This is a genomic window from Verruconatronum alginivorum, assembly GCF_056590205.1.
In genome coordinates, this window is the sequence record NZ_JBWPVQ010000001.1 from 3,341,019 (window position 1) to 3,358,150 (window position 17,132).

General features: G+C 60.0%; 7 protein-coding genes. 4 read left to right on the forward strand and 3 right to left on the reverse strand.

Features of this window, described 5'->3' with window-relative positions; all coding sequences use genetic code 11:
• Window positions 1-4: 4 nt before the first annotated feature.
• Together ACWUI2_RS11895 and ACWUI2_RS11900 are read right to left on the reverse strand one after the other, a co-directional pair.
• Window positions 5-5,491 carry a hypothetical protein gene (locus ACWUI2_RS11895; RefSeq protein WP_486983065.1) on the reverse strand — a complete coding sequence of 1,829 codons (5,487 nt, stop codon included), beginning with the start codon at window positions 5,489-5,491 and terminating at the stop codon, window positions 5-7.
• Between the two features lie 305 nt (window positions 5,492-5,796).
• Complete coding sequence (locus ACWUI2_RS11900) at window positions 5,797-7,209, reverse strand: Glu/Leu/Phe/Val family dehydrogenase (protein WP_486983066.1); 1,413 nt, start codon at window positions 7,207-7,209, stop codon at window positions 5,797-5,799.
• A 357-nt stretch (window positions 7,210-7,566) separates the two neighbouring features.
• Here ACWUI2_RS11900 and ACWUI2_RS11905 point away from each other — a divergent pair, with 357 nt between their 5' ends.
• Both ACWUI2_RS11905 and ACWUI2_RS11910 read left to right on the forward strand, forming a co-directional pair.
• Window positions 7,567-8,703 (forward strand): IS110 family RNA-guided transposase, encoded by a 1,137-nt coding sequence (locus ACWUI2_RS11905; RefSeq protein WP_486981276.1) that lies wholly within the window; start codon window positions 7,567-7,569, stop codon window positions 8,701-8,703.
• 500 nt (window positions 8,704-9,203) lie between these two features.
• The gene (locus tag ACWUI2_RS11910; protein ID WP_486981276.1) at window positions 9,204-10,340 is read left to right on the forward strand and encodes an IS110 family RNA-guided transposase; all 1,137 of its coding nucleotides are present in this window, start codon (window positions 9,204-9,206) and stop codon (window positions 10,338-10,340) included.
• A gap of 586 nt (window positions 10,341-10,926) precedes the next feature.
• Here ACWUI2_RS11910 and gcvPB read toward each other — a convergent pair.
• The gene (gene gcvPB, locus ACWUI2_RS11915; RefSeq protein WP_486983067.1) at window positions 10,927-13,959 is read right to left on the reverse strand and encodes an aminomethyl-transferring glycine dehydrogenase subunit GcvPB; all 3,033 of its coding nucleotides are present in this window, start codon (window positions 13,957-13,959) and stop codon (window positions 10,927-10,929) included.
• Between the two features lie 192 nt (window positions 13,960-14,151).
• Between gcvPB and ACWUI2_RS11920 the strand changes: the two genes are divergently transcribed.
• Both ACWUI2_RS11920 and ACWUI2_RS11925 read left to right on the forward strand, forming a co-directional pair.
• Window positions 14,152-15,543, forward strand: a complete 1,392-nt coding sequence (locus ACWUI2_RS11920; RefSeq protein WP_486983068.1) for an ATP-grasp domain-containing protein — start codon at window positions 14,152-14,154, stop codon at window positions 15,541-15,543.
• Window positions 15,536-16,654 carry a M20 family metallopeptidase gene (locus ACWUI2_RS11925; protein WP_486983069.1) on the forward strand — a complete coding sequence of 373 codons (1,119 nt, stop codon included), beginning with the start codon at window positions 15,536-15,538 and terminating at the stop codon, window positions 16,652-16,654. The genes ACWUI2_RS11920 and ACWUI2_RS11925 overlap by 8 nt, the downstream gene beginning before the upstream one ends.
• Window positions 16,655-17,132: the final 478 nt, after the last annotated feature.

Here is a 17,132-nt window from a genome sequence, read left to right on the forward strand (position 1 = left end):
GAGGTTAGAGCTCGAAGGTCCAGCGGTCGTTGCTGTATTCCAGTTCGAGAGTTTTGCCGAATCTCACGCAAAACGGGCAGGAACCGGCCCTGCCGGAGATTCGTCCGCGTCCGTTGAAGCGGAGCTCGTCGGCGACTTTGACGCCGACCAGGGAAAGGTCCCCTTTGATGCTGACCAGGCAGAGGGCTTCGCCCGCGACCGCGAGGAGGATTTGCCCTCCGTAAGTCGGGCCTTCGACGAAGTAGAACGCGCCCGCTCCGACCCCGGCGGTGATCTTGAACATGCAACTGGCGGGGATGCCGAGCAATGCTTCCGAGACCGGAATGTGGGCCTCGCCGTAAACGTAGGCTCCGGTGAACGGCGGCTCGCCGAGGAGACCGGCGACCTGCGGGTTGACCAACTCGAGCGGTTCGATGGTGCAGGTCCGGCCGAAGAAGACGCCGCCAAAGACACTGTATTCCTGGAAGATCAGTCCGACTTTCGCCGCCAGGTAATTCTCGGTTTTGCCGAATGACATGGCCGCGCCGAGTTCGGTGACGGTGAAAGCCTCGAAGCCGAACTGCCCGGCCACCATTTCGAGACTGCCGCCGAGCCCGACCGGTTTGTCGGTGAAAGTGACCTTGCCGTTGACGTCGATCTCCATGCCCGGGCTGATCCAGCTCACCGGAACGCCCAAGGCGCCCATGGTGATTTCGGTGGCCAAGGTGCCGGTCGGACCATAACTGCAGGCGCCGCTGCCGTCGGACTCGAACTGTTTGATTTGGAGGTAACCGCGGAACTCCAAGTCGTCCGGCACCTTCATTTGGAGATAGGCGTCGATGCGGAGGAGGCGGAGGGCGTCGCCGGTGATGTGGGCGAAGCCATCGAGTTCGCCCGCTCCGAGGACCTCGTCGAGATCGCCGAGGAAGCCGTTGATCCGGTCGTCGATCTGGGTGAGGTATCCGCCGACCAATCCCTTCAAGGCGGTGTTGACCTGGGCGAAGGCGGTGTCGATGCCCTCCTTGATCGCGAGATCGACGTCGTAGAGTTTTTGGCGAAGGACCAGTTGGTATTCGCGGATGAAGGCAAGTTGGCGGAGTTCGTCCTGGATCTCCTGCCGGATCCGTTGTTTCAATTCTTCCTCGGTGAACTCGATGAATTGATCGGGTGACGGGATGTCGGCGATCAGGAAACCTTCGATCGTTTCCTTGAGCCGTTCGGTGGCGGCGACGACTTGGGCGTCGGCGGCGTCGAGGATGGCGCGCAATTCGGCGACGAAATCGCCGGCGCCGTCCAATTGGCTGCGGAGATCGGCGATCCGGTCGTCGAGCTTTTCGATGACCTCGGTGATCCGGATCAGCGCCGGGCGAACCTTGTCGATCTGTTCGTTGATCAGCTCGTTCAATTCGGCGGTCGGGCCTTCGAGGACGTCGTTGAGCATCGCGGCGAGTTCGCTGCCCAGCTCGGAGGCGACCTCGGCGATCAATTGGGAAACGAGGTTGCTGACGATCGGGAATTGGTCGTTTTCAAAGGTGAGAAGCCCCTGGATGGTATCGGAAGGGTCCGGAACGGCGGGAGGATCGATGGAGATGCCGCCCTCCACCCGGTAGATCTCGCCGTGGACGGTGCGGAGACCGAGTTGGATCCGGTCGAGGGCATCCTTGATGTCGTCGATGAAGGCCGAAGCATCGTCGACCGTCCCGGCCATTTCCTTGATGACGTAGCGGATATTGCGGGAAGGATTGTCGATGTTGGAAATCAGGAATTGGTGGGCAGTGTTTTGGATCTCGTTTTTCCAATCGTTAATGTCGTTGACCTGGGTGGAGACGATTTCGAGTCCTTCGAAAAAGTATCCGATGACTGGATCGACGGTCTGGCTGAGGAACTCTTCCAAGAGTTCGTCGACCCGGTCGTTGAGTAGGCGTTCCATGGAATCGAGACCGCTCTCCAATGCGCCGACCGCTTCCTCCCGGAGGGCGGTGGTGATCGCTTGGAGGACGCCGGTCCCTTCGTCGATCTTGTTGAAGACGAAGTTGGTCAAGTTGATCCGCGGCATGCCGTCATAGATGGCCCCGAAGGAGATCTCGGCGTTGTTGGCGCTGAGGTATTCGAGTTGGTGGTCGATCTTGACGATCAGCAGATCTTTTTCCGTTTCCGGCTCGAACGCGGTGAAGTAGCGGAGCGACGGGGACCATTGGAGCGGGTATTCGAATTTGACCACCCGGAGCCATTCCTGGCGCGCGACGATCAAAAACGGTTTCGGGTCGCCGGCCGCGCCGCTTTCGTTGCGATAGAGCGCTTCGCTGACGCCGGATGGATAGGCGCGGTTGGTTGGATCGAAGAAAGTCGAGGTGAAATAGGTGGCGGAAGCTTCTTCCCAACCCCCCATCAGGTGGAGGAGGGAGTCGGGGTTGAAGTTCTTTGAGGCGGTGGTCCGGACGTGCGCCGCAAGATCCTCGAAGAACGGCACCGAGATTTTCGCCGCGAAGTTGAGGCGGCCTTGTCCCTGTTGTTGCTCGGAAGAAGAGGCGAAGTCGTTGAAGTAAGCGTCGGAGATGGCAGTCAACTCATAAACTTCGTCGGCGGGGCCGTCCATTTCGACCCGGTTGGGCAGGCGGAGGCGTGAGGTGATTTCGGTTTGGAGCCCATTGTCCCGCGAGAACTTCTGGTGGATCAGTTCGCCGTCGGGACGGATCCCGATCGCGCCGTGGAGGGCGACGTCGATGAGGGTGGAGTAGGCGCTGACCCCGAGCATCGCGAAGGAATCGGTGGATGGATCGCAACTATCGGAAGTGACGAAGCTGAGGGCGGCGACGTCGATATCGGCGTTCCAGTAGGCGAGTCGTTTTTCGAGTCCCCCCTCCGGAAGGCGGGCCGTATCCAATGCGCCGAGACAGGTGAAGGAAAGACCGTCGAACTCAAACTTCTCGGCGGAAGGGAAAGGGACCGCCATCGAGCCGGCGGTGAAGCTGCGTTCGGCATTGGTCACGCTGTCGATGAAACCGAGGCCGTAGTAATCGAAGGTAAAATCGTAACCGTAGAGTTTGAGTTCGGACGGAAACGAGCCCGGGGTCGCTTCGAGGGTGCCGGTGACTCCGCTGAAGCGGGCGTAGAATTTGTTGCAATCCCGCGGGGTGTAGGAGACCAGATTGCCGGCGATGTTGGCGAGGCCGAGCATCGATCCGTGTTCGATGGTGAGATTGACGCCCGCGTAGTGATGCGTGCCGGCTTGGTCTTCCGCGCTGCCGGGGCGGGCGACTTCGGTCGGTGTGTCGTTGTGGACGGCGGAAAGGTGGATCGCCCCCGGGCCGTGGTTCGCCGTGTCGGTTCCGCCGCTGCCCGGAATGAAATGGCCGGTGAGGTGGAACACCGCTTCGGTGAAGGAGTGGATGGAGTGGGCGAATACATCTTCTTCCAGAGAACTGAGCGCGTCGATGTAACCCCAGCTCAAAACGGTGTCGCCGGGAAGTTCGTCGATCAGCTCGCCATGTCCGATCAGACCGCCGTCGGGAGTGAAGAACAAAGTCGGGACGTTGACCAGGAACCGGCCGATCTCGGCGCCGTCGCCGCAGTCGTCGTCGGGACAATTCTGCCGGTATTCGAGGAGAAGCGGGGCGACGTTGGTGAGGGAGCCACCCTGGACGGAGTCATCAATGATCGACAGTGCGCCGGAATTGAAGGCGACGAGGGCTCCGTAGGGGAAATGGGTTCGGAATTTCCCTTCCTGAAAGAGGAAATCGGCCCGAAGGCGGGCGGATTGATCTTCTCCGACCATTACCCGATATAGGGGCGTGTCGAGCCCGTAAACGGAGGCGTAGTAACCGGCGTTGTTCGGTTTGATCTGGTCTTTTTGGGGAATGGGTGAATTGGCGAGGAATTGATGTTCGGTTTCCCGGACGTAGCGGACATTACCGGTACCATTGAGGCGGAATTCTCCGGTGGATACGCGCCACTCGAGTCCGGACGTTTGAATCGCGGCCGGTTTGGTCTCCTCGACGATGTAGACGGGCGAGCCGAAACTGAAGGGGATGGCGGTTACCGCGGGTCGAAGTTGGTCGTCGAGCTTTTGGTTGGACGAATAAAGGTTCGCGAAGAGCGTCCGCATTTGGATATCGCTATAATATCCCATCCCTTGTGGCAGGAAGACGTTCAGATCCCCGACGAGACCGCTGACGCTGAGCCTCAGGTTCTCGCGGGCGAAGCGGACACCCGTAGCGTCGTCGAAGTCGGGGGAGACGGGACTGTCGACGGAGAAAGGTGCCGTGACGCTGTGGACCGAGGCGGTGCCGTCGCTGAACAAGCGTAGTGTGATCCATGAAGGGACTTCAAAGGTGTATCCACTGCCATAGGACAGGTGTCCCTTGACTCCCTCGAAGGAGACCACCAGATGGCCTCCCGACGGGGAGACGGACGGTTGCGGATCGCGGGAGAGGTCGTTCATGACCGTACTGATCCCGCTGAAGTCGAGGGCGCCGTTGAAATGGTAAAGTTGGAGTTCGTCGAGATCGCGGGAGTTGCCGGTCTTGATGAGTTGGGGCGACGGGCGTTCGACGTGGGTGATGGTGACGGTGAGTTCGTATTCGCCGTTGACCGGGTCGAGTTGCTGGAGGGGCTGGATATGTAGTGTATCGGAAAAGTTGGTGGTGGAGGGGATTTTCGTGCCGCCTCCGGTGGTCGCGTAGGAGGGGATCGATTTTAAAACGGAGATGGTGTTGTTTTGAAGGGGAATGACCGAGCCGGAGTTGGCATCGCGCAATTCGACCTGGTAGCGAAAACTGATGGAGGTGTTGTGAATGGCGGAGTTGTAATTGTCCCACCGCCGGGCGGTAGTTTCGACGTCGACCGTGAAACCACGTTTGTCGGCGACGGTGGCGCCATCGAGCAGGAACGGATTGTCGAGGGAGACGGAGTTGACGGTGGCGATGACGTTGCGGAAAGCATCTCCGCTGAAGGTGTTAGTGAAGTGGTAGAGGTTGCGGGTCGAACTGTTGCGGGGGCCCTCTACATCGTGGTAGACCCCGAAAAACGGTTGGCGTCGCAATTGGCCGACGACACGGTAGGTGGCATACGGATCGAGGGTATCTGCGGGGACCAGGGACCCTTGATGATTGACCAAGGCGCTATCGGGATAATCGTCGTTGTTCGCGGAAAGAATGACGATTTCCTCCGGACTGAAAACGACGTTGGGACCGTCCAACTCGACTTGGGACCAGGAACCGTTTGGATTCTGGATCTGCAGTTGCCAGGCGAAACGGTAGCTGGCGATTTCGTCGCCGGTGGTCACCATGAGGACCGCCATTTGAACCGCCACGCCGTCTCTGGCCGGAGATACGCTGTCGCCGGTCAGAACAAAATTCCGCTCGAAGGAGGGGTTCCCAATCAAATACGACATGTGGTTGCTCGCGGATGCGACGGGAGCGGCGAGCAGGGCCGCAAGAAGAGTCAATGTGCGGGCGACGCTGGAACGAAAGAATCGGCAACGGGCAAGGAGGGATCGAATACGGTCGAACATGGCAAAAAGGAAAATAGGAAGAGATGTCAGGGGGAGGGTCCTGACTTTTTTGCAGGTTGGATGTGTGATTCTGACTGAGGGAAAAACGATGGTCAAGGAAAAGCCGGAATCCATAGGAATTCGGCGATATTTTCAATGTGAAGAGGATCGCCGGGAGGGGCAATCCGAGAGGCCGATGAGGATAAACAACGGGACGTCGGAATGGGAATAAAGAATTTTAAAAAAGGAGGATTAATCAAAAATTTTACATTTAGAATCGTATTTTAAATGCGGATACGATTGATCTGGCGCGGCTCGGCGGAGCTTCAGGGGAAGATCCCGCGTTCGGTGTAGCTGCGGGCGATCTTGTCGATTGCTCCGGCGAAGGCGGCGGTGCGGAGATCGATGCCGGAGCGGTGGCGTTGCCGGTCACGAATTTCCTGATACGCTACGACCATCGTTTCTTCCAAGCCTGAGAATACGAGGTCTTCTTCGCCGCCCCCGGCGGTGAGTTCGTCGAAGACCCGGGGATCGAAGCGCTTGCCGGTCAGTTGTTCGACCTCTTGAAGGAGTTTGCGGGTGTTGCTTTGGTCGAAGCGTTTGCCCATACGGCCGAAACGGACCCGGGAAAGATTTTTCACCCATTCGAAATAGGAGACGGTGACTCCGCCGGCGTTGAGGTAGGTGTCGGGAATGATCAGGACGCCGCGGTCGTGGAGGGCGGCGCTGGCGTCGGCGGTGACCGGTCCGTTGGCGGCCTCGGCGATGATTTTGGCTTGGATGCGGTCGGCGTTTTCGTCAGTGATCTGGTTTTCCAGCGCGGCGGGAATCAGGATGTCGCACGGAAGTTCGAGGGCGTCGCCGCTCTGGGCGAGGGAGCGGGAACCGGGGAAGCCGATGATCGAGCCGGTTTCCTGGCGGAAGGCGTGGAGTTTGGGGATATCGAGACCGGAGTCGGCGACGATGGCACCGTCGAATTCGGCCACGGCGACGATGACGGCTCCGGCCTCCTGGAGGAATTTTGCCGCATGGTAACCGACGTTGCCGAGACCCTGGACGACGATTTTCTTCCCCTCGACTCCGACCGGGAGACCGAGTTGTTTCATGTCGTCGGGATCGGCGCAGGCTTCGCGGATTCCGAAGAAGACCCCTTTGCCGGTGGCTTCGATCCGGCCGCGGACGCCGCTCATGGTGACCGGTTTGCCGGTGACGCAGGCGAGCGAATCGATCTGGGAGGTGGTGAGGGCGGCGTAGGTGTCGGCGATCCAGGCCATTTCCTGGTGACCGGTCCCGTAATCCGGGGCCGGGACGTCGATGCCGGGCCCGATCAGATTGCGGGAAACCAATTCGTGGGTGTAGCGCCGGGTGATATGTTCGAGTTCACGTTGGGAATAGTTCCGGGGATTGATCCGGACGGCTCCCTTCGCTCCGCCGAACGGAACGTCGACGATCGCGCATTTGTAAGTCATGAGGGCGGCGAGGGCGGCGACCTCGTCTTCGTTGGCGATCGGGGCGTAGCGGATTCCTCCTTTGACCGGCAGGCGGTGGAAGCTATGTTGAGCCCGCCAGCCGTGGATCACCTCGATGGAGCCGTCGTCGCGTTTCAGCGGAAACGCCATGTGGTAAACGCCGTTGCACGACTTGATTTGTTCGAGCAAACCCGGCGGATGGTCGGTCAACGCGGCGGCCCGGTCGAAGTTGCGGTTTACCTGTTCGAAAAATTTGATTTTCTCGCCCATGGCCCGAGTTTGGCAGAGCGAGACGGAAAGGGCAACCGGAGAAACGGCGGGATGGAAGGCGTTCGAGGAGGGCTGGGGAGGCCCGGCCTCGTAGCATCGAGTTTTCACTCGATGATGCCTCTCTGTGCGACGCGTCATCCGGCGAAAGCCGGGATGCTACAAGCCGGAGCTTGATTGGTAGCATCGAGTTTTCACTCGATGGGTTCCTCTTTGCGTGACGGTCATCCGGCGAAAGCCGGGATGCTACGAGCCGGAGCTTGGCTGGTAGCATCGAGTTTTCACTCGATGATTCCTTCCCGCGACGGTCATCCGGCGAAAGCCGGGATGCTACAAGCCGGAGCTTGGCTGGTAGATAACATGAGGGCGACAAGTGGGAAAGAATTCTCCAACATGTCGCCCGATATGAATAACCAATCGAAAAATAACTTCTCCAAATTGATTAACGGAATCGTCTCGTCCAATGGGCAGGAGGTCAAGCTCGGGATCGATCTTCATGCCCGCGATGGCGTGGCTTGCCTACAGGTGGACGGCAGCTTGCCGCAACGCCCGTTGCGCTTGAAGCACGAGGAACTGGTTCGCCTCGTTGGCAAGTTAGTGGCCGCCGACCTGAAGGTTTATGCCTGTTATGAGGCTGGTCCTTGCGGCTATGGATTATACCGCCAGCTCACCGAATTGGGAGCCACCGTTTTCGTGGTTGCCCCGGTGAGCCTGGCGGGCGGACGCAACCAAAAGACGGATAACCTTGATGCGCGGGGGCTGGTCGACCAACTCGACCGCTATTTGCGAGGCAACAAGAAGGCCTTCACGGTCATTCGTGTGCCAAGCCAGGAGGAAGAACAGGCGCGGGCGAGATCACGTCTGCGCGATCAGATCAAGAAGAGCCGGAGTGGATGGGAGGCACGTGGTCGAAGCGCGTTGCTGGCGCAGGGATTCCACGTGAAAGGCCGTTGGTGGGGGCCGCGCAAATGGAAGGATCTCTGTCTCGAATTACCCGAGTATCTGGTCCAGCAACTTGAGGTAATGCGTGAGATTCTGCTGAAGCTCGACGAGAAGGAAAGGGCCATCAAAAAGGAACTGGTCGAGGAGGTTAAACAGCCTCTGCCGGTCGGAATCGGAGCCCTGACCTGGGTGATGCTCCTGCGGGAGATCTGCGACTGGGGACGGTTTAAGAACCGGCGTCAAGTGGCCGGCTTCGTCGGATTATGTGCCGGGGTTCACCAAAGCGGAGGATCCTCCCGGGATCTGAGTATAAACAAGCACGGCAATCCGCGAATACGCGCCCTGTTAATCGAAGCGGTCTGGCGCATGGTGCGATGGCAACCCGATTACCCGCCCGTGCGCGAGTTGGTCGAGAAGCTTGTCAGCGGCCGGTCTCGGCGCAAGATCGCGGTCGCGGCCGCCCGCAAGCTCGCCATCGATCTGTGGCGGTTGGCCACCGGTCAAACCACGCCTGAGAAGCTCGGCCTGAGGATGCCCGAGGTTGCAGTCGGCTGAGGGCAACCAACTTCCCTTTTTGTTCTTTGATCTTTTTGCCTGAAGCGAACCCGATTTCGGAGTGGAGCGCGCACGTTTCGATGCTTGGACTTTCATCCGTTCCTGTAGATTGTGCCGCTTGCTCCGTCCCTCTTTTCCTCCGGCCTCGCCGGGGGTCGCATAAATTATAATGCGCTGCCTCTAAGGCACGCGCGGATAGCAGTTTGTCCCCCCGGCCAGTTCGAGGGGACCGGGGACGAGAGACATTCCTTTCCGGGGGCAACTCCAAAGGCCAAAAGATTGGGGCTCATTGCCGCCCCCAAACCCCCGCTAGGGGAACTAAGGTAAGAAAGCAGATCTTAAGAATGTCCTAAGAAAAATAAATCAAACAACGGTTTCATTTTCCGCTTGTCACGAAACCCTCATAGCAGCATCGAGTTTTCACTCGATGGGTTCCTTCCCGCGACGGTCATCCGGCGAAAGCCGGGATGCTACGAGCCGGAGCTTGGCTGGTAGATAACATGAGGGCGACAAGTGGGAAAGAATTCTCCAACATGTCGCCCGATATGAATAACCAATCGAAAAATAACTTCTCCAAATTGATTAACGGAATCGTCTCGTCCAATGGGCAGGAGGTCAAGCTCGGGATCGATCTTCATGCCCGCGATGGCGTGGCTTGCCTACAGGTGGACGGCAGCTTGCCGCAACGCCCGTTGCGCTTGAAGCACGAGGAACTGGTTCGCCTCGTTGGCAAGTTAGTGGCCGCCGACCTGAAGGTTTATGCCTGTTATGAGGCTGGTCCTTGCGGCTATGGATTATACCGCCAGCTCACCGAATTGGGAGCCACCGTTTTCGTGGTTGCCCCGGTGAGCCTGGCGGGCGGACGCAACCAAAAGACGGATAACCTTGATGCGCGGGGGCTGGTCGACCAACTCGACCGCTATTTGCGAGGCAACAAGAAGGCCTTCACGGTCATTCGTGTGCCAAGCCAGGAGGAAGAACAGGCGCGGGCGAGATCACGTCTGCGCGATCAGATCAAGAAGAGCCGGAGTGGATGGGAGGCACGTGGTCGAAGCGCGTTGCTGGCGCAGGGATTCCACGTGAAAGGCCGTTGGTGGGGGCCGCGCAAATGGAAGGATCTCTGTCTCGAATTACCCGAGTATCTGGTCCAGCAACTTGAGGTAATGCGTGAGATTCTGCTGAAGCTCGACGAGAAGGAAAGGGCCATCAAAAAGGAACTGGTCGAGGAGGTTAAACAGCCTCTGCCGGTCGGAATCGGAGCCCTGACCTGGGTGATGCTCCTGCGGGAGATCTGCGACTGGGGACGGTTTAAGAACCGGCGTCAAGTGGCCGGCTTCGTCGGATTATGTGCCGGGGTTCACCAAAGCGGAGGATCCTCCCGGGATCTGAGTATAAACAAGCACGGCAATCCGCGAATACGCGCCCTGTTAATCGAAGCGGTCTGGCGCATGGTGCGATGGCAACCCGATTACCCGCCCGTGCGCGAGTTGGTCGAGAAGCTTGTCAGCGGCCGGTCTCGGCGCAAGATCGCGGTCGCGGCCGCCCGCAAGCTCGCCATCGATCTGTGGCGGTTGGCCACCGGTCAAACCACGCCTGAGAAGCTCGGCCTGAGGATGCCCGAGGTTGCAGTCGGCTGAGGGCAACCAACTTCCCTTTTTGTTCTTTGATCTTTTTGCCTGAAGCGAACCCGATTTCGGAGTGGAGCGCGCACGTTTCGATGCTTGGACTTTCATCCGTTCCTGTAGATTGTGCCGCTTGCTCCGTCCCTCTTTTCCTCCGGCCTCGCCGGGGGTCGCATAAATTATAATGCGCTGCCTCTAAGGCACGCGCGGATAGCAGTTTGTCCCCCCGGCCAGTTCGAGGGGACCGGGGACGAGAGACATTCCTTTCCGGGGGCAACTCCAAAGGCCAAAAGATTGGGGCTCATTGCCGCCCCCAAACCCCCGCTAGGGGAACTAAGGTAAGAAAGCAGATCTTAAGAATGTCCTAAGAAAAATAAATCAAACAACGGTTTCATTTTCCGCTTGTCACGAAACCCTCATAGCAGCATCGAGTTTTCACTCGATGATTCCTTCCCGCGACGCGTCATCCGGCGAAAGCCGGGATGCTACGAGCCGGAGCTTGGCTGGTAGCATCGAGTTTTCACTCGATGGGTTCCTTCCCGCGACGGTCATCCGGCGAAAGCCGGGATGCTACGGAAGTGAGGAGCGTAGCATCGAGTTTTCACTCGATGGGTTTTCTGCCCGTGATCGCGGCGGCTTCGATGATTTTGGCGCGGAGGTCGGCGAGGTCCATGCGGACCAGGTCGCGGGGAGGGATCCGGTTGGGGGGAAGCCGGGGGAGGTCGCGGATTGGTTCGCTGACGGTGAGTTCGCGGTTGGCGGCGACTTCGTCGACGCGGTCGATCGGAGTGAAGTGGGGAGCGGACTTCAACACCTCCGGGTGGTCGGAAATGAGGCGCTCGATTTCGCGGACCGTCTCGGAGAAGCGGTCGAGTTCGGCGCGGGTATAGCTTTCGGTCGGCTCGATCATCAGTCCGAAAACTTCCGGAAAAGCGACGGTCGGCGCGTGGTAGCCGAAATCGAGGAAAAGCTTTCCGACCCGGGGAATGATGTTGGCCCGGGGGATACCGGCTTCTTCGATTTTTTGGAAGAGCGATTCCGGGAGGGTGATGATGAACTCGTGCATCCGCGGCGCTTCTTCCGATTGGGGCGGCAGGAACGGGAAGGTGCTTTCGAGTTGTTTCGCCACGTAGCGGGCGGAAAGGACCGCCATGGCGGACATCCGTTTGACGCCGTCGCGGCCGAGGCGGGCGAGGTAGGTGTAGGCCCGGATCTTGTGCCCGAAGTTGCCCCAGTGGCGGTGCATCGGTCCGATGGTTTGTTTCGGCACGACCGGGACGTAGCGGTCGCCTTCCTTGATGATTTGGGCGCCCGGGAGGAAATCGACCAGTTTTTCGCTGACCGCGACGATGGCGTCGCCGGGACCGCCGCCGCCGTGGGGAATGGTCCAGGTTTTGTGGAGATTGTTGTGGACCGCGTCGACCCCCATCTTGCCGAGATCGATCCAGCCGGCGATGGCGTTCATGTTGGCGCCGTCCATGTAAACCAATCCGCCCGCCTCGTGGATGAGGTCGGCAATCTCGCGGAAACGGGCCTCAAAGATGCCGCCGGTGTTTGGGTTGGTGATCATGATGCCGCTGATCCGCGGACCGTAGGCGGCGACCTTTTCGCGGAGGGAATTCATTTCGACCTGACCGGTTTCGTCGGCGTCGAGCAGGACGATGCCGCCCGATTGGGGACCGCCCGGTTTGTTGTCGAAGCCGGCCATGGTGGCGGTGGCGAAATTGGTGCCGTGGGCGGAGCGCGGGATCAGGATGAGATCGCGTCCGGTGTCGCCCCGGGCGCGGTGGTAGGCCTGGAAGAGTTTCAATCCGACCAGTTCGCCCTGGGCTCCGGCGACCGGTTGGGTGGTGACCCCGGCGAGGCCGGTGATCTTTTTGAACCATTCCTGGATGCGGTACAAGATCTCCAACGACCCTTGGGCGTCGTCGACATCGGCCTGCGGGTGGATGTTGGTGAAACCGGGGAGGCCCGCCGCATAGTCGTTAATATGCGGGTTGTATTTCATCGTGCAGGAACCGAGCGGATAACAACCGTCGTCGGGACTGATGTTGAGATCGGCCAGTTCGCTGTAATAGGCCTTCAATTCCTCCAGTGAGGGATTGGGGAGGCCGACCGGATCGGCGCGGCGGAGTCCGCCGGGGATTTCCGCCGGAGGGGTCGCCGGTTCGTCGGTGGCGGGGCCGAAGGTTTCGGTGAAGAAGGAGAACAGCAGTTCGAGGTCGGCGTCGCTCTGCCAATCGGAGAAGGAGAGTTTGAGGTGGTTGCCGGTGGAGCCGGGGACCCGGGCGGAGACGTCGACTCCCGGGTGGATGCCGAAGCGGCGTCCGGCGGCGATGCAGTCGGCGGCGGAAATCGGAAGGGCGAGGACGAATTCGTTGAAGAAGGGCGTCTCGGGGAAGGCGAGGGCGACTCCCGGGTGGGAGGCGAGGCGGGCGGCGGCGCGGCGGGCGCGGTCCATTCCGGTCCGGCAGGCGTCGGCCATGCCGTTTTCGCCCCGTTGGAGGATGGCGGCTCCGGCGAGGGTGGCGAGGAAGGCCTGGTTGGAGCAAATGTTGGAGGTCGCTTTCTCGCGGCGGATGTGTTGTTCGCGGGTGGAAAGGACCATCACTAGGCAATCGCGGCCGTCGAGGTCGCGGGCGCGGCCGACGTAGCGGCCCGGGGTGGCGCGGATGTCGTTGCGGACCTTGTCATTGTGCCGGACGCCGAAGAGGCCGAGTCCGGGACCGCCGAAATTCGGTCCGATGGCGAGATGTTGCGCTTCGCCGACGAACATGTTGGCACCGTTGCGGCCGAACTTCGCGGGCGGTTTCAATCCGCCGGTGGCGAGCAGCATCGGGTCGATGACGGCGACGCTCTTGACCTTCAGGTCCTCGGCGAGATCGGTCAACGCGTCGACTTCCTCGAGGAGGCCGAAGGTGTTGACCTGCGGGAAAACGATGGCGGCGAGATTGCTCCCGATCTCGGCGGCCCGGGCCCGGACGGCGGCGGGATCGAGCCGGCCGGTGGCGGGATGGGCCGGGACCTCGACGATCTTGATTTTGGTGTCGAGGACGAGCGACCGGATCACTTCAAGGTCGCCGGGAAAAATGGCTTGGCTGACGAGGACGGTGTCGGTGCCGCGGGTGAGGCGGAGGGAGCAGCAGATCGCTTCGAAGATGGCGGTGGCGCGGTCGTAGAGGGAGAGGTTGATCGCCTCGAAACCGGTGAGTATTGCGAGGGCGCACTGGTAAATCCAGTGGGTCATCAACGTCCCCTGGCTTCGCTCCGGTTGGTAAGGGGTGTAGGAAGTGGTGAGGTTGCGCAGGGAGGAGACGTGGGAGGTGATTTCCGGCTCGCGGTATTGGGGAAGGCCGTCGCCGACGAAGGAAGGTCGGATCTGGTTTTTGGCTGCGAGATCGACCAGGTGTTTCCGCAACTCCTCGTATTCAAGTTCCTCGGGCAAGGGGAGGGTGTCCGGCATGGCGAGGCGGGAATCGATGTGACGGAAAAGCTCCTTCATCGAACCGGCGCCGACCGCTTGCAACATGGCGGTGATGTCGTCGTCGCTGGCCGGGATGTAGTGCCGGGCTTTTTCCCGGGGAAGAAGCTCGGGATCGTATGGAAGAGAAACGGTGTCGCTGTCGGTCTTCATAAAATAAGAGGGCAATCTTTCATGGAAGGGGGTGGTCGGGCAAGCGGGAAGAGAATTTTGAACGCCGGAGGGAATGAATTATGAAGGGGAGGAGCCGTTGACGGGCAACGGGCTTTTCTTTCGGGGGAATTGCGGATATAGTTTGTGGAGACGGTTTTGGAAATCGTAATGTGGGAGGATCGGATTCGGATTATGGAGAATGTCGAGGCGGGAACGGAGATGGAGACGGGTTTGACGGTCGAACGGAAGATCGGGGCCGCGCCGCGCTTATGGGACAGGGACGCGGTGTTCGTCGCCAATTTGCTTTCCCTCTTTTTCGGCAACGTCCGGGGAACGGAAGTGCTGCGTCATGAGGTCGGGTCGCTCGAAACCTACGGCGGCCGGTTGATTCCGATCGTCGACCTGATCTTCCAGGGCGGGAAGAATCTGCTGATTTTGGAAGGGAAGCCGGATGCTCGGTTGTGCGAGTATTTTGAAAAGGAGTTGAAGCTTTCCATTCCCGACGTGGAGGTGGCGAAACATTCGGATTATCTCTCGTTGAGGGAAGGGGACGGGCCGCTTTCGGAGGGGGCGGCGGAATTGGTTAGGCGGGTCCGGGAGCACCCGGCGGAGTGGCTCGACGGATTCGTGACCGATCTCGCGCTGGTGCGTTTGGCGGAATTGAGCGGGAAAAAGCTGATCGCCTCGCGGGAAGGGAGTCATCGGGGGAACAACAAGTTTTTGTTGCACGAATTCCTCGTCTCGCGCGGCCTGCCGGTCTTCGACACGGTCATCGTCCGGGACGACGCGGAAGTGCGGGCGGCGGTCGGTGAATTGAAGAAAAAAGGATACCGCCAAGGTGTGATCAAGGCCCAGGTCGGGGCGTCGGGAATCGGGATGTTGCGGCTCCGTTTCGACGAAGGCGAAGTCGATCCGATGCCGGAGTATTTGTTTTATGAAGGGCCGTGTCTCATGCAGGGATGGCTGGAGGAAAGCGAAGGCGTCCGTTTCCTCGGGTCGCCCAGCGTCCAGATGTTCATCGGCGACGATCGGGTGGCGCTCTTCGATTTGACCGATCAAATCCTGAGCGGGATGAGCGTCCATGAAGGGAATGTTTCGCCGCCGGCTTATCTGGAGGACTATCCGGGATTGCGGAAAGAATTGCTCGACCAGGGGGGAATCGCCGCGCGGTGGTTGCACGAGCAAGGCTACCGGGGGACGGCGAGCGCCGATTTCCATGTGGTTGACCGGGGTGGAAGTTGTGAAGCCCGCTTGTGCGAGTTGAACGCCCGGATCACCGGAGCGACCTATCCCTCGTTGCTGGCGCGGCACTTTTTGCCCGAAGGAGTCTGGCTGATGCGCAACATCCGGTTCGCCCAACCTTACGGCAGCGATCTGATCCTGCGGGCGCTTGATGACGCCTGTCTGTTGTATCGGCCGGGAATGACGAACGGGGTGTTGCCGATCAATTTCAACCTGACCCGCGACGGGTTTGTCACGAAAGGGCAGTTTCTCGCCCTCGGGGCCGATCTGGACGAAGTGCGGGAAATATTCCGGGCGGTGCGAAACCTGGAATCGATTTTATGGGAGTTTGACCGTGACTGAGACTGAGGAAACGACTCGCTTGCGGAGCCGATTGGTGGCGTTGACCCGGGATCTGATGTTGATCCCCGGCATTCCCTCGCGGCCGGACGATCTGCGCCGCTGTTATGAGTTCGTGAAGAACCATCTGGAGTCGATGGAAGGGACGGTGATCCGGGAGTTCGAGCACGCCGGGGTGCAGTCGTTGGTGGCCGCCCCGAAAGGTTGCGACACGCCCGATGTTTTGCTCGCCGCCCATTGCGACGTGATCGGCCATCCGGACCTGTCGGTTTACCGGTCGCACGTGCGCGAAGGCCGGATTTACGGTCCGGGGTCGGGCGATATGAAAGGAGCCCTGGCGATCCTCTTGGAACTCTACCGGGCGGTGCAGCAGCGGCGTCCGGGGGCATCGGTCGGGGTCGCCGTCACCACCGACGAGGAAATCGGCGGCGAGGACGGGATGGGTTATCTCTTCGGCGAGGCGGGGATGCGTTGCGGGGTGGCGTTGATTCCCGATGGCGGATCGGTGACGGCGATCACGGTGGAGGAAAAAGGGATCCTTCATCTCCGGATCAAGAGCAGCGGTCGGGAAGGGCACGCCGCCCGCCCGTGGTTGGCGGACAATGCGGTGGAGAAAATGATCGCCGGACTGGAGCGGGTTCGGCGTTACTTCGACGGTTTGGTCGAGTCGGGGACGACGTGGCATCCGACTTGCAGTGTATCCAGAATCCACACCGCGAACGAAACGATCAACCGGGTGCCGGCCCACGCGGAGGCGATTTTGGATATCCGCTTTCCGGCTCCCCATACGTCCGCCTCGATTCTGGAAGGGGTGAAAGCGGCGCTCGGAGGGCAGGCGGAAACGGAAGTGATCGTCTTCTCGGAGGCGACCCGCCTCGATCCGGATCCGCTCTATTTGCAGGTGACCGAAGAAGTGACCGGTGAACCGGCCCGGAGAATCCGCGACGACGGCGGGAGCGACGCCCGGTTCATTTCCGAGCATGGAATTCCGGTGGTGATGTCCCGTCCTTTGGTGGGAAACCTCCATGGAAAAGACGAATGGATCGACATCGAGTCGATGGTCGTTTTTTACCGGATTTACGAAGAATACGTATCGAGAAAGTTGGGACTTTAACGACGGCGGCTGAAGCGCGCCGCTCCGGTCATCCGGCGAAAGCCGGATGCTACCCGTGGCATCGAGTTTTCTCTTGATGAAACAGAGCATAAGCCGGAACTTCGTGCTTCAGCCGAAGACCGTCAAACTAGGCACTGACGGCGGCTGAAGCGCGCCGCTCCGGTCATCCGGCGAAAGCCGGATGCTACCGTAGCATCGAGTTTTCACTCGATGAAACAGAGCATAAGCCGGAACTTCGTGCTTCAGCCGAAGACCCTCAACCTCGGCAACGACGGCGGCTGAAGCGCGCCGCTGCGGTCATCCGGCGAAAGCCGGATGCTACCCGTAGCATCGAGTTTTCACTCGATGAAACAGAGCTTAAGCCGGAACTTCGTGCTTCAGCCGAAGACCGTCGACCACGGCACTGACGGCGGCTGAAGCGCGCCGCTCCGGTCATCCGGCGAAAGCCGGATGCTACCCGTAGCATCGAGTTTTTACT

What these genes read in the sequence shown, in the direction of transcription:
- gcvPB (WP_486983067.1), bottom strand. Translation starts at nt 13,959, where the DNA reads ATGAAGACCGACAGCGACACCGTTTCTCTTCCATACGATCCCGAGCTT.
- ACWUI2_RS11895 (WP_486983065.1), bottom strand. Translation starts at nt 5,491, where the DNA reads ATGTTCGACCGTATTCGATCCCTCCTTGCCCGTTGCCGATTCTTTCGT.
- ACWUI2_RS11900 (WP_486983066.1), bottom strand. Translation starts at nt 7,209, where the DNA reads ATGGGCGAGAAAATCAAATTTTTCGAACAGGTAAACCGCAACTTCGAC.
- ACWUI2_RS11920 (WP_486983068.1), top strand. Translation starts at nt 14,152, where the DNA reads ATGGAGAATGTCGAGGCGGGAACGGAGATGGAGACGGGTTTGACGGTC.
- ACWUI2_RS11910 (WP_486981276.1), top strand. Translation starts at nt 9,204, where the DNA reads ATGAGGGCGACAAGTGGGAAAGAATTCTCCAACATGTCGCCCGATATG.
- ACWUI2_RS11905 (WP_486981276.1), top strand. Translation starts at nt 7,567, where the DNA reads ATGAGGGCGACAAGTGGGAAAGAATTCTCCAACATGTCGCCCGATATG.